Here is a 13,041-nt window from a genome sequence, read left to right on the forward strand (position 1 = left end):
TTTCGATCGGAAGTGGTCCTGCTTCGGACATGCCGCTCGACGTCCCGGCTAAACCTCGCCGGACGCGGAAGACGTGGGCTCCATCGGCGGCAACAGCGTGCTGGAGAGATGTTCCTGCGCCAGGCGGCGCAGCGCCGCGAGCAGGGTGTCGCCGAGTATCGTTCCGACGATTGCGGTTTCGGTCATCCGCTCGAGACCGCGTTCGTTGCCGACCAAGGCGATGTCGGTGGCGGCGATGGCTTCGCTGGCACCCGCGTAGTCGTCCATCGCCGCGACCACGTCCACGTGGCCCAGCAGGCGCAACGCGGCGCACACGTCGACGAGGGTGCCGCGCGCGGGGCTGTCTTCGTGGATTTGCCAGCCCCGCCGGTCGAGCAGGGCAGCGACGTCTCGGGCGGCCGCCTCCCGCTGCTCGTCACCGACCGGCGACCTGCGCCCGCCCAGCGCGTACTGCACGTGGCCGAGCGAGTCGCGCGCGGACAGGCTGCCGCTGTCGAGCACCGCGAGCAGTTCCTTGGCCGCCTCGATGGACAGGCCGCCGATATCGAGCAGCGCCCGGATCAGCCGCAGGCGGCTGACGTGGTCGTCGCCGTATTCCGCCTGGTTGCGATGGGTTCGCAGGCCTGAAGGCAGCAGCCCCTCACGCACGTAGTACTTGATCGTCGCGGGAGAGACGCCGCTGACGCGGCTGAGTTCGGCGATCCGCATCGGACTTCCTCGGTCTCGGTCGATGTATTGACAGTGGAAAGTACAGCTATCCATAATTATGCTGATAGTACAACTATCGATAGTCTCAGTTCTGAAAGGCTGCAAACTCGTGACCGCCCTCTTCCAGCGCTATCCCGCCCTGTCCTGGCATCGCCCCCTGATGCTGCTGGCCGTCGCGATGGCGTTGCTCGTCGTCTGGTCGATCGCGGGCATGGTGCTCGACGATCGCACCCTCACGGGGCTGCCGATCTGGGCCAAATCGGCGAAGTTCGCCCTTTCCGTGCTGGTCTACGCCGTGACCTGGGCATGGCTGATCGCGCAGCTCACCCGCTGGCGGCGGACCGCGTGGTGGGCGGGCACCATCGCGGCGCTCGGCCTCGCGCTGGAGTTGGCCATCATCGTGACCCAGATCGTGCGCGGTACCACCAGTCACTTCAATTTCACGACGCCGTTGAACGCGGTGCTGTGGGAGACGATGGGCTCATCGATCGTGGTGGTCTGGATCGCCACGCTGGTCGTGTCGGCGGTGCTGTTCGTAAATCCGACGGCCGACCACGCCCGCAACGCGGCGATCCGGTGCGGCACCGTGCTGGCGCTCGCCGGCGCAGCGCTCGGCTTCTTGATGCTTCGGGAGACGCCGGAACAGCGGGCCGCGGGCGGCTCGATCAGCGGGGCCCACACGGTCGGACTTCCCGATGGCGGACCAGGGTTGCCGATTCTCGGCTGGAGCACCGCCGGAGGCGATCTGCGGATTCCACATTTCCTCGGAATGCATGCGTTACAGGTGCTTCCCTTGGTTCTGCTCGCGGTGGAACTCGCGGCGCGGCGGATTCCGGTACTGCGATCAATGGAGACCAGAGGAACGCTCGTCAAGATCGTCACGGCGACCTATGGCGCCGTGCTGGCGGTGCTTACCTGGCAGGCGTTGCGGGGGCAGTCGGTGGTGCATCCCGATGCGCCGACGCTGGTCGCCTTCGGTGTGATCACCGTTGCCGCCGCGGGTTCGACGGCTGCGGCACTGCGGCCGAAGCCGGTGGTTGTGGACCGCGTCCCAGTAGGGACCAGCCGATGACGAACCTTCTTTTCGACCTCATCTTCTGGTTCGCCGCGCCGTTCTGGACCCTGATGATCCTGGCACCGAGATGGGAGCGGACGAGCGCCGTCGTCGCGTCACCGCTCATCTGCCTTCCACCGCTGATCATCTACGCGGCGCTGGTCGTCCCCGAGTTCGGCCCGTTCGCCAGTGTCCTGATCAACCCGAATCTGCCCGGGCTGCAGAGCGTCCTCGGCAGCGGCTCCGGCGCGGCGGCCGCCTGGGCACACTTCGTGGGATTCGATCTGTTCCTCGGGCGATGGATCTTCCTCGACAGCCGCACTCGTGGGCTGCCGCCGCTACTGATCAGTCCCCTGCTGCTGCTCACCATCCTGTTCGCGCCGATCGGCGTGCTGCTCTACCTGCTCATCCGGCTCACCAAAGCTCCGGCGCCCAATCAATCCGTCCCCATGGAGGCATGATGGAAACCCTGCTCGTTCTACTGACCACGCTGCTCGTGCTGCGCGCGGCAGGCGCACTCGGCGCTCGCCGGTTCACCGACTGGCCCACCTGTGCCGCATACGCCCTCGGCGTGATGCTGATCATGACCGGCACCACGCATTTCCTTCCCGAGGCATTCGCGGACTCTCCCGCGCCCACACACGCGGACTTCATCCCCATGGTGCCGCCGTTCGTGCCGCTGCCCGGTCTCATGATCTATCTGACCGGGGTCTTGGAACTGCTCGGCGCGCTGGGCCTGTTCCGCACGAAGACCCGCCGCCCCGCCGGGGTCGGGCTGGTCGCGCTGTTCGTCGTTATGCTGCCCGCCAATATCTACGCCGCCGTGTCCGACGTGCCGTTCAACGGCGCACCCGCGACACCGCTGTGGGCGCGGATCCCCGAGCAGGTGCTGTACATCGGCGTCGCCCTGTGGGCAGCGGGAGTGCTGCGGTTCCCGCGACGAGGCCGCACGCGAATCGCGAAAAACCACGTGACCGCCTGACCACAGCCGACGCAAGACCGCACCGAGGCTCGCTCAGCGGGCCTCGGTGCTTTAGCGCGTCCGTCGCGTTCTTCAATGGCCGGAAGCCATGAAGTCCAGCCCGCCTCGATTCCGGAGCGCCCGCGCGCAGCAGCGGGAACAGCCGTGTGGAGTCCGAACACCGGCCGGTCGCCGCGCCTGCGGTGACGGACCGCACACTGCAACGGACATCCCATACGGTATGGTATGGACACAGGCGGCAGAGGAGGTTCCGATGACCAAGCGCGATTGGCTCGACGCGGGGTTCGCGGTGCTGGCCGAAGACGGGGCGCGCGCCCTGACGGTCGATCGTTTATGCGCCGACCTCGGGCTGACGAAAGGGTCGTTCTACCACCACTTCCGGGGCATGTCGGGATACAAGACCGCCCTGCTCGAGCATTTCGAGACCGAGTTCACCGGACGCTACATCGCCGAGGCGGAACAGGGCGACGCCCCCGCGCACGAGAAGCTGGCTCGCTTGCGCAATCGCATCCTCGCGGATCACGAAGCGGAGCGCGCGGTGGAGATCGCGATGCGTGCCTGGGCGATGCAGGATCCCGAGGTATACCGACTCCACGAGCGCGTGGACCAGCGGCGCGTCGACTACGTCGAGGCACTGCTGCGCGATATCGGCGAATTCGGTGACGAGACACAGCATTTGGCGCGCCTGTACTACCTCGCGCTGATCGGGGCGCAGCAGGTGATTCCGCCGCTGCCCCCGCAGGACATCGCCGAGATCTATGCCTTCGTCAGGCGACTGGCGACGAAGAAGGAGAAGTGATGCCTGCACTCGGTCCCTGGGTACCGCGGCTGATCTTCGCGACGGCAGCCATCCATTTCGTGTGGGCTTTCGTGCAGCCCAACGATTGGGCGGGCATCGCGGGAGAAGGATTCTGGGCGACGGCCGTCGATGTCGACGACCCGAACTACTTCGCACGCGACGCCAGCGTGTGGTTCATGATGTGCGGAATCGCGCTGTTGTCCATCGGCGCGCTCACCCGGGACGCGCTGTCCGCTACCGGACGCGTTCCCGGCCACGTCGGGTGGTACCTGGTCGCGATCGGAATTCCCTTGACTGTCATCTACTTTCCCGTCACGGGCGGATGGCTGATCCTGGGTATCGGGGCGGTGGCGCTGGGGGCCGCGCGCCGCTCGGTCACCGGGCGGCAACACGCGACCTGATCCGGCTTCTCTTCCAACGCAACTGTTGCGAACTCGGCCTGGCGATATCTCCCCGCGCCCAGCCGCTTCGCCGACCCCGGATCCCGGCGGTCATCACGTCATTCACCACATGCAACCGGGGTAGCGCTGTCGCGCGCGAACAACAATCGAAAGGACTTCCCATGAGGGTTGTACTCGCGGGAGCGACCGGAACATTGGGATCGCAACTGCTCCCCCTCCTGCTGGCCGCCGGTCACAGCGTCACGGCGCTGACACGGTCGACGACCGGCGCGCGGCGCGTGCGCCGTGCCGGTGCGTCCGCGCTGGTGGTCGACGTAATGGATCGGCAGGCGTTGCTGCGAGCCGTCGACGGGCGCACCGCCGACGCGGTGATCCACCAAGCGACCGCGCTGTCCACCCTGCCGCGCAGGCATCGCGACCTCTACGCCACCGACGCCTTGCGTGAAGAGGGCACCGCCAATCTGCTCCGCGCCGCCGAAGAACTCGGCGCCCGGCGCTTCGTCACACAATCCTTCTTCCTCGGGTACGGCTATCACGATCACGGGGACGAACCGGTCACCGAGGACGAGCCCTTCGCCCCGCCCGCGCGCGGCGAGTTCGAACGACATGCGCGATCGATGCGCTCCAACGAGCAACAGGTGCGCGACGCCCACGGCATCGAAGGGGTCGCGCTGCGCTACGGACTGTTCTACGGACCCGAACCGAGCACCCGAGCGTTGATGGACATGGCCCGTGCCCGGCGGCTTCCGATCGTCCGGCCCGGCGGGACGACTTCGCCGATCCACATCGCGGATGCCGCGGCGGCGACCGTCGCCGCCCTCGAACGCGGACGGCCCGGCGCGGCATACAACATCGCCGACGATCATCCGCTGCCGTTCGCCGAGTACGTCCGAGCGCTGGCCACGGCCGCGGCCGCACCGCCGCCGCCGCGGATGCCCGCACTGTTTCTGCGGCCGCTTCCGTACATGTACGCCCTGATGGTGCGGAGCCGGATCCGGCTGTCGAACGCCAAGGCGAAGGACGAACTCGCCTGGACACCGCAGTTCCCATCGGTGCACGACGGCCTCGCCGCCATGACGGAATCTCGATGACCGAGCCCTGATCCGAACGACACGAAAGTGACGAGCAATGAATCCGCCAGCTATGCAGAAAATCGCGGCGACCGATCCCGGCGTATCGGCGATGTCGTTGCCGCGCAAGGCGTTGTCGCTCGCGGCGGCTCCGGCGGGCGCTCTCCTCGGTGCCGTGCTGGCCTTCCGCATGTATCACCCGCCGCGGCGCGAACACCATCGTTCGCCAGAGGATTTCGGGCTGAACGCGATCGAGCGAACAGTCGAGTTCGCGCCGGGCAAGCACATCCACCTGTGGCTGTGCGAGGGCGATGCCGATCGGGTCGTGGTGCTCGGTCACGGGGTCGGGCTCAGCAAGTCGGCGTCACTCGCCCACGCGAAGTTCTTGCACGAGGCCGGGTACACGGTGTGCCTGTTCGACCATCGCAACCATGGCGCCAGCAGCGCCGATCGCCGGTTCCGGCGGGTCGGTGAGCATTTCACCACCGACATCGTTTCCGTGGTGTCAGCACTGCGCGGATCGCCGACGTATCATTCGGCCAAGATCGCGTTGTACGGGTTCTCGTTCTCGACCTTTCCTTCGGTGAACGCCCTGACCCGCCAAGAGTTCTCGGTGGACGCCATCGTCTGCGACAGCGGACCCGGTGACGACGGGCGCGAGATCTTCGAGAGCTTCCTCCGCGTCGGCGCGTTGCCGCTGCCTGGCCTGTTATCGGCGGGTCCCGCCGGAAAGGTCACGGCCGCCTCGATGAGCTCCACCGCGCTGCTCATGCTGGGTGTCGACTGGCCTCCGGCTCCGACGCCAGCCCTCGAACACGTGCCCGCCCTGCTCATCTCAGGTGGCGACGACCGGATCATATCCCCCGACTCGGTCCGATCCTTCGCCGGACGGTACCGACGGTTCCGAGCCCTCATACTGCCCGGCGTCGAACACTTGGCCGGACTGAAGACCGAACCGCGCACCTACACCGAAACCGTCCTCGAATTCCTCGCTCAGGCATTGCGGGTCGACCGGATCATCGGCGACTGAAATGTGTACATCCCGGCCGGAACGGGCAACGCGGCCGAAGGGACCGGCCCGCGAATCCGAGTCGGTCCCTTCGGTGCTCACACATGGCCTCGCTCAGAGCGGGGCCGGTGCGGGCAATTCCGTCAGCTGTAGGTGTAGGAAACGCCGGTAGCGATGCCACCTGGGGTGGCGACCGTGACGGGCACCGTACCGAGGCCCGCCGGCGTGACCGCGGTGATCTGCGTAGGCGAGTTGACCGTGAACGACGTCGCCGGAAGGATTCCGAAGAACACCGCAGTGGCACCCGTGAATCCGGTACCGGTCAGCGTCACGGTGGTTCCTCCGGTCACCGGACCCGTAGCCGGGCTGATCGACGTCAAGGTCGGAGCTGGCACGTACGTGAACGAAACCCCGGCGCTCGTACCAGCCGCGGTCGTCACCGTGACCGGCACCGTCCCCGTTCCCGGAGGAGCGAGCGCAATGATCGAGGTGTCGGACAAGGCGATGAAGAACGTCGCCGGAGTGGCGCCGAAATTCACGGCGGTAGTGCCGGTGAACCCCGTGCCGGTCAAGGTCACCAGGACCCCGCCGGTCACCGGACCCGTACTCGGACTGATCGACACAATCGCGGGAATCCCCACATACGTGAACGGCAACCCGTTACTCGGACCCGACGGTGTGGTGACCGTCACCTGCACCGTCCCCGTTCCTGGCGGAGCCACCGCCGTGACCTGGTTGTCCGACACGACGGTGAACGAAGTCGCGGGCGTGGCACCGAAATTGACTCCGGTGGTGCCGGACAGACCGACGCCGGTGAGAGTCACCGTAGTGCCCCCGGCTTGCGGTCCCACCAACGGATTCAAGAAGAACAGGATCGGCGGCAGCACGTAGGTGAAGGGAATACCGTTGCTCGTACCGCCTGGGGTGGTGACGGTGACGGGCACCGTACCGATCCCCACTGGAGAGACCGCAGTGATCTGCGTAGGCGAGTTGACCGTGAACGACGTCGCCGGAAGGATTCCGAAGAACACCGCGGTAGCGCCGGTGAACCCCGTGCCGGTCAAAATGACCGTGGTTCCTCCGGTCACCGGACCGGAAGTGGGGCTGATCGACGTCAGCGTGGGAGCCGGCACATACGTGAACGAGACCCCGGCACTCGTACCCGCCGCGGTCGTCACCGTGACCGGAACCGTCCCCGTTCCTGGCGGAGCGATCGCAACGATCAACGTATCGGACAACACGGCGTAGAACGTCGCCGGAGTAGCGCCGAAATTCACGGCGGTAGCGCCGGTGAACCCTGTGCCGGTCAAGGTCACCAGGACCCCGCCGGTCACCGGACCCGTACTGGGACTGATCGAAGCAATCACGGGAACCCCCACGTATGTGAACGGAAGACCATTACTCGAACCCGACGGCGTAGTGACCGTCACCTGCACCGTGCCCGCACCGGGCGGAGCGACCGCCGTGACCTGCGTGTCCGACACCACCGTGAACGAAGCCGCCGGCGTAGCGCCGAAACTGACCGCGGTAGCACCGGAGAGACCCGAACCGGTCAGAATCACCGGAGTCCCACCGGCAGCCGGTCCTCCGGTGGGGGTGAGCGAGGTCAACGAAGGAACCTGAGCGTAGGTATAGGGAAACCCATTACTCGTTCCCCCTGCGTTGGAGACGGTGACTTGCACCGTCCCCGTCCCCGGCGGTGCGATCGCCGTTATCTGCGAAGGAGAATCCATCGTAAAGGTGGTCGCGGTCGTACCGAACCGGACCGTAGTCGGTCCGGTGAACCCGCTACCGCTGATAACCACGCTGTTGCCCCCGGAAGTCGGCCCCGAGGTTGGAGATAGAGAAGTGATAGTAGGCATGACGCTGCCTCCTTATTGCTGGTTCCAGTGCACCGGGGGGTGCGCGACCTTTCGGTGACCCGGCTCTACACCATTAACTGCCCAGGACCAGCACTGGGGCAATGCATGCGCCGCTCCGATTTTGTCCGTTTTCGGATTTGCTACTGCGCGTTGACAATCGCTCCGCGCTTGGATATTGCTGCTTCTCGGCAAGCGTTCGCTGCGAAATCCGATATCCGGTTTCATGTGTGACGAGGCAAACATTGAACACGCTGCTGTCGGAATCCGTTGCAGGCGAGCCGATCCATCGCCGTTCGAGCTGCACGGCGTTTTCGATGTGCTGCGCTATTGGCGCATGCCGCGCACGATGTCGACCGTGAAAATAACGCCCCCGTACGTCTTTCCGGTTCGACCCGCCTCTGGCCTGATGCGTACGCCGGCCGATGTCCGGAGTGCATCGCCGACGGATGGGTACAACGGAATCGTGAGTGCTTCAAAGTATTTGGGCGCGCTCCTCAGCGCGCTGTCGACCGCTGTCGCGGCGTCCGTGTTCTCCGTCAGCCCTGCCGAGGCCACCCCCACGCGAGCCCACGTGGTCGGTGAGACTCCCCTCGGCGGCTCCGTATCGCAGATCGATGTCTACTCGCCCGCGATGGATCGCGTGGTCACCCATCGGGTGATCCGGGCCGCGGGCGACGGCCCCGCGCCAACTCTGTACCTGCTCACGGGCATCGGTGGCGGTGTCGACGGGATCTCGTGGTGGGACGACACGGACGTCCGAGAGTTCTTCGCCGACAAGCATGTCAACGTGGTGATGCCGGTCGGAGGCGCCTACAGCATGTACACCGACTGGCTCGCCGACGACCCAGCGGTCGGTCGAAACCAGTGGCAGACCTATCTCACCCGAGAACTTCCGGCAACCCTGGACCACGAGCTCGGCGCCACCGGACGAAACGCGATCGCGGGGGTCTCGATGAGCGCGGCCTCCGCGATCGACCTCGCGATCCAAGCGCCCGATACATACCGCGCCGTGGCGGCCTACAGCGGGTGCCCCTGGGCCGCCGACGCCGCCGGCGTGGCGATGATCAGCGCGCAGGTGATTCGCGGCGGAGCGAACCCGGCGAACATGTGGGGGGCGCCCGGCGAGGCGATCTGGCGGGTGCACGACGCGTTCGCCAATGCGTCCGCTCTCGCCGGGAAGACCATCTACTTGTCCGCCGCCTCCGGCACTCCCGGCGAGATCGATCGAGGCGGCCTGCCGTTCCCGCCGATCGAGGCGATCGCGAGCTCGTGCACGGCGGCCTTCGCGGACCGCCTCGCCGACCTCGGCCTACCCGCGATCCATGTCAACCGGCCGGAGGGCGCGCACACCTGGGGCCAGTTCGAGGCGGACCTGCACGATTCCTGGCCCTACCTGGCCCGCGCGCTCGGTGCGTGAAATGCGCTGCTAGGCACACTTCGGGACGGCGCATTTCGGCTCCCGCTGTCAGCGCTGGGTGGATGGCGCAGCCTCGCTATCCTGTGGCGCAGCGGTATCGGTGCGCGGAACACGTAACACCAAGACCGTGAGCAGGCAACCGAGCAGCGCCAGCCCGGACGCGGCGGCGAACCCGGCACGGATCCCGTCGACGAACGGCGCACTGCCCGTTGACCTTTCGGTCACGGTTTGGGCGAGCAGGAGCACGGCGGTCACACCGATCCCAGATCCGACGCGCTGTGCGGTGTTGACCACACCCGCCGCGATGCCACGATCGGCCTCCTCCACCGCGGTGACGGCCGGGACCGTGACACCGACGAAGGCGGCGGGGAGCCCGATGCCGAACACGATGGCGGCGGGCAGCACATCTGTGACGTACGAGGCGTGATCGGGCAGCCTGGCGAACCACGCCAATGCCGCGGCCTGCAACGCCATTCCGGCAGCCAGCACGCCACGCGGACCGATCTGCGCCAGCGCGAACGGGATCAACGTGCGAGAGACGGCGATGTTCACCACAGCGACCGGCAGCACCGCCAACCCGGACGATGTCGGACTGTAGCCCTGGGTGTTCTGCAGGTACAGCGCGAGCAGCGCGAACGCGGGCACATGCGCCGCACCGACGAGCGCGTTCACCGCCGAGGAACCAGTCACTTGTCGGATCGCGAACAGCCGCAAAGGCATCAGCGGATGCGAGCTGCGTATCTCGATGACCAGGAAAGCGGCGAAGAGAGCGACGCCGATTCCGAGCAGGGCCGAGGCCAGAACGCGGGTGCCGGGATCGCCCCAGGCGCCGATCGCGTATCCGATGATCAGCAGCGCGGCCGTTCCGGTGAGGGCGCCGGGCACGTCGAGCCGCCCGTCGGCCCGTTCCGCGGCGGGCGGATCCGCGGGCAGCGAGCGGAGCGACGCCAGCGCCAGCACACCGACCGGCAGGTTGATCAGGAAGATCGACGGCCAGCCGAAGGCATCGGTCAGCGGCCCGCCCACCGCGGTGCCGATCGCCGCACCGGCCGCGCCCATCGCACTCCACATGCCGAATGCCCGGCGCCGCGCGGCGGGTTCGGTGAACGCCGCGGTCAGCAGGGCCAGCTGTGCCGGAATCACCACGGCCGCACCGACCCCCTGCAGGGCACGCGCGGCGATCAGCAGCCACGCCGTGTTCGCGAACCCAGCCAGGGCCGAGGCGACGGTGAAGACCGCCAACCCGATGCCGAACATGCGACGCGGACCGTACAGGTCGGTGGCACGACCACCCAGCAGCATGAACCCGCCGAAGGCGAGGAGATAGGCGTTGGTCACCCAACCCAGTCCCGCCTCACCCAGGTCGAAGTGTCTGCCGATCTCGGGCAGCGCCACGTTCAACACGGTGGTGTCCAAGAAGATCACCAGCTCGACAACGGTGATCAGCAGCAGTCGCAACCGCCCTCTCTCACCCATCTCCATACCTTTCACTAGAGTGTAGATCTAGTGAAATGTTCCACTGGAGTCACACTCCAGTCAAGTAGCATCTGATCCATGCCGAAGAACACCGGCGTGCGCGCCGCCCGGACCTCAGCCAACCGTGCCCGCATGCTCGCGGCCGCGCGGGAACTGTTCACCACACGCGGCTACACCGCGACCACCATGAAGGCAATCGCCGAGGAAGCCGGAATGGCGGTGCAGACCTTGTACTTCACCTTCGCCACCAAGCGCGCGATTCTGACCGAGCTGCTCGACGTCGAGATCGCGGGCGACACCGAGCCCGTCGCCACGCTCGACCGGCCCTGGTTCGCCGATGCCGTGAAAGCCCCTGCGGCCGAACAGATCCGGCTTCAGGTGGCCGCGGCCGGCGCGATCCTGGGCAGGGTCACTCCCCTGCTGGAGGCGGTCCGCTCGGCCGCGGCCACCGATCCGGAACTGGCCGAACTGTGGCAGACCAACATCGCCCAGCGCCACACGGTGCAGCTGCGCCTCAGCGAGGCCTTGGCGGCCAAGACCGTCCTGCGAACTGGAATCGACCCCGGACGCGCCGCCGACATCGCCCTGGCCGTCCTCGCGCCCGAGACCTACCACCTACTGATCCACGAGCGCGGCTGGACCAGCGAGGAGTGGGAGGACTGGGCCACCGACGCGCTTGCCCGGCAACTGTTGCCGTGAGGGAGGTATGCGCGCGGGGGGTCGCGCTATTTCCCTTGGTTCGTCCGGGCGGGGGTCGGCCGTAGCAGATCGCGTCGGGGCATGCGAAGCCACAGGACCACGACCAGGCCCAGCGTCACGAGGACAGCCGCGACGGCGAAGGTCCGCTGAGTTCCCCGAGCGACCTCCGCCGAGGCGGCCGCGGTGACATCACTCGTGCCGACCGCCGAGGCGAAGACCGCGCCCATGACCGATGCGCCGGTGACGAGACCCAAGTTCCGGGACAGATTCAGCATGCCCGACACCAGTCCGCGCCGGTCCGCGGCGACGTCCTTCATGACGGCGGTGTTGTTGGCCGCTTGGAATGTCGCGTAGCCGGCAGTCGTGACGACCAGCGGCAGGACGTATCCGAGGACGCCCGCGGCCGTTGGCATCAGCGCGAGCACGGTGGTGCCGACGATGACGCCACCGAGCCCGGCGACCACCATGAATTCGGCGCCGAAGCGATCCGCGGCACGTCCGGCCGGGACACCGGTGAGGGCGGACACCGCGGGGCCCGCCGACATCACCAGCCCGACGAGGGCCGGATCGAGGTCGAGCGCCAGGGCGAGGTGGAAAGGGCCGACGACGAGTGTGGTCATCATGACGGTCGATACCAGCGCACTGGCCGTCAGGCCGGCGGCCAGAACGCGATCACCGAACATCGACAGGGTGAGCAGCGGGGACGCGACGCGGCTCTCGGCGAGGACGAACAGGCCGAGGCTTGCCCCGGATGCGAGGAGCAATCCGATGGCGAGTGGGCCGAAGTCGCTTCCTTCGACAGTCATGGCCAGTGCGTAGGCGCCCAAGGTGATCGCCAGCAACGCCGTACCCGTGACATCGAAACGCCGTCGCGCGGAACTCGCTACCGGTGCCGAGCCGGGCAGCACCCATATCGTGAGCACGAGCGCGAGCAGCCCGAGCGGCACACCGATGAGAAAGATCGCGCGCCAGCCGAAGAGGGCGATGAGGGCTCCACCGGCGGAGGGTCCCAGCGCGGTGCCGATCGCCGACATCGTTCCGAGCAGCCCCATGACGCTGCCGGTGCGGTCCTTCGGCACGGTTTCGCCGACGAATGCCATGGTCAGCGCCATCATCGACGCGGCGCCGACGCCTTGCAGCGCGCGGGCCGCGACCAGGAAGACCAGATTCGGCGCGAGACCGCACAGCAGCGTCGCGATCGTGAACACGGTGATACCGCCGAGCAAGAGGCGACGCCGGCCGGCGAGATCACCGAGTCGGCCTGCCCCGACGATCAGCGTCGTGATGGCCAGCAGGTAGGCGATCACAACCCACTGGACTTCGTTGAAGGACGCGTGGAATGCCACGGCCATGGCGGGCAGGCCGACGTTGGCGATGCTGATGCTCAGCGAGGGCAGAAGCATGGACAACGACAGGGCGGTCAGCGTCCACCCCAGTGGTGGACGCTGCGCGGGCGATGCCCGATGAGCTTCGGACGTGGCGGATCTCACGGGAGGTCCTCCTTTGGAGTCAAGGGGTCGTCATGGACGTTAGGTCTCCACATGACCTGGCGGAAGACGCAAAG

At 67.1% G+C, this 13,041-nt stretch carries 13 protein-coding genes and 1 pseudogene; 9 read left to right on the forward strand and 5 right to left on the reverse strand.

Going from position 1 to position 13,041, the window contains the following annotated elements:
* Positions 1–48 precede the first annotated feature (48 nt).
* Positions 49–708 carry a MerR family transcriptional regulator gene (locus tag IU459_RS05305; protein ID WP_195128327.1) on the reverse strand — a complete coding sequence of 220 codons (660 nt, stop codon included), beginning with the start codon at positions 706–708 and terminating at the stop codon, positions 49–51.
* A gap of 109 nt (positions 709–817) precedes the next feature.
* Here IU459_RS05305 and IU459_RS05310 point away from each other — a divergent pair, with 109 nt between their 5' ends.
* The 7 genes from IU459_RS05310 to IU459_RS05340 all read left to right on the forward strand — a co-directional run bounded on the left by IU459_RS05310 (position 818) and on the right by IU459_RS05340 (position 6,044).
* Complete coding sequence (locus IU459_RS05310; protein WP_195128328.1) at positions 818–1,780, forward strand: hypothetical protein; 963 nt, start codon at positions 818–820, stop codon at positions 1,778–1,780.
* Complete coding sequence (locus IU459_RS05315; RefSeq protein ID WP_195128329.1) at positions 1,777–2,223, forward strand: ABA4-like family protein; 447 nt, start codon at positions 1,777–1,779, stop codon at positions 2,221–2,223. The genes IU459_RS05310 and IU459_RS05315 overlap by 4 nt, the downstream gene beginning before the upstream one ends.
* Entirely contained in the window at positions 2,223–2,744 is a 522-nt protein-coding gene (locus tag IU459_RS05320; RefSeq protein WP_195128330.1) for a DoxX family protein, read from the forward strand. Before IU459_RS05315 ends, IU459_RS05320 begins: the two co-directional genes overlap by 1 nt.
* A 253-nt stretch (positions 2,745–2,997) precedes the next feature.
* Positions 2,998–3,543: a TetR/AcrR family transcriptional regulator gene (locus IU459_RS05325; RefSeq protein ID WP_195128331.1), complete on the forward strand. Its 546-nt coding sequence runs from the start codon at positions 2,998–3,000 to the stop codon at positions 3,541–3,543.
* On the forward strand, positions 3,543–3,944 hold the full coding sequence (locus tag IU459_RS05330; RefSeq protein ID WP_195128332.1) for a DUF6463 family protein: 402 nt from the start codon (positions 3,543–3,545) through the stop codon (positions 3,942–3,944). Before IU459_RS05325 ends, IU459_RS05330 begins: the two co-directional genes overlap by 1 nt.
* 161 nt (positions 3,945–4,105) lie before the next feature.
* Positions 4,106–5,035, forward strand: coding sequence for an NAD-dependent epimerase/dehydratase family protein (locus IU459_RS05335; RefSeq protein ID WP_195128333.1), 930 nt, complete (start codon positions 4,106–4,108; stop codon positions 5,033–5,035).
* A 52-nt stretch (positions 5,036–5,087) separates the two neighbouring features.
* Positions 5,088–6,044, forward strand: a complete 957-nt coding sequence (locus IU459_RS05340; protein WP_228837411.1) for an alpha/beta hydrolase — start codon at positions 5,088–5,090, stop codon at positions 6,042–6,044.
* Between the two features lie 122 nt (positions 6,045–6,166).
* On the opposite strand, the gene IU459_RS05345 is transcribed toward IU459_RS05340, so the two are convergent.
* On the reverse strand, positions 6,167–7,633 hold the full coding sequence (locus IU459_RS05345) for an IPT/TIG domain-containing protein (RefSeq protein WP_228837412.1): 1,467 nt from the start codon (positions 7,631–7,633) through the stop codon (positions 6,167–6,169).
* A gap of 27 nt (positions 7,634–7,660) precedes the next feature.
* Positions 7,661–7,885 (reverse strand): annotated as a pseudogene (locus IU459_RS39940) (IPT/TIG domain-containing protein); the annotation flags it as partial.
* A 463-nt stretch (positions 7,886–8,348) separates the two neighbouring features.
* Between IU459_RS39940 and IU459_RS05350 the strand changes: the two are divergent.
* Positions 8,349–9,302 carry an alpha/beta hydrolase gene (locus IU459_RS05350; protein WP_324198747.1) on the forward strand — a complete coding sequence of 318 codons (954 nt, stop codon included), beginning with the start codon at positions 8,349–8,351 and terminating at the stop codon, positions 9,300–9,302.
* Between the two features lie 48 nt (positions 9,303–9,350).
* Here IU459_RS05350 and IU459_RS05355 read toward each other — a convergent pair whose 3' ends face one another.
* Positions 9,351–10,778 carry an MFS transporter gene (locus tag IU459_RS05355; protein WP_195128336.1) on the reverse strand — a complete coding sequence of 476 codons (1,428 nt, stop codon included), beginning with the start codon at positions 10,776–10,778 and terminating at the stop codon, positions 9,351–9,353.
* Positions 10,779–10,856: 78 nt separating this feature from the next.
* On the opposite strand from IU459_RS05355, the gene IU459_RS05360 reads away from it, so the two are divergent.
* Positions 10,857–11,477 (forward strand): TetR/AcrR family transcriptional regulator, encoded by a 621-nt coding sequence (locus IU459_RS05360; protein WP_228837413.1) that lies wholly within the window; start codon positions 10,857–10,859, stop codon positions 11,475–11,477.
* Positions 11,478–11,503: 26 nt separating this feature from the next.
* On the opposite strand, the gene IU459_RS05365 is transcribed toward IU459_RS05360, so the two are convergent.
* Complete coding sequence (locus tag IU459_RS05365) at positions 11,504–12,967, reverse strand: MFS transporter (protein WP_324198748.1); 1,464 nt, start codon at positions 12,965–12,967, stop codon at positions 11,504–11,506.
* Between the last annotated feature and the right edge of the window lie 74 nt (positions 12,968–13,041).

Source organism: Nocardia amamiensis (genome assembly GCF_015477605.1).
GTDB lineage: Bacteria > Actinomycetota > Actinomycetes > Mycobacteriales > Mycobacteriaceae > Nocardia > Nocardia amamiensis_A.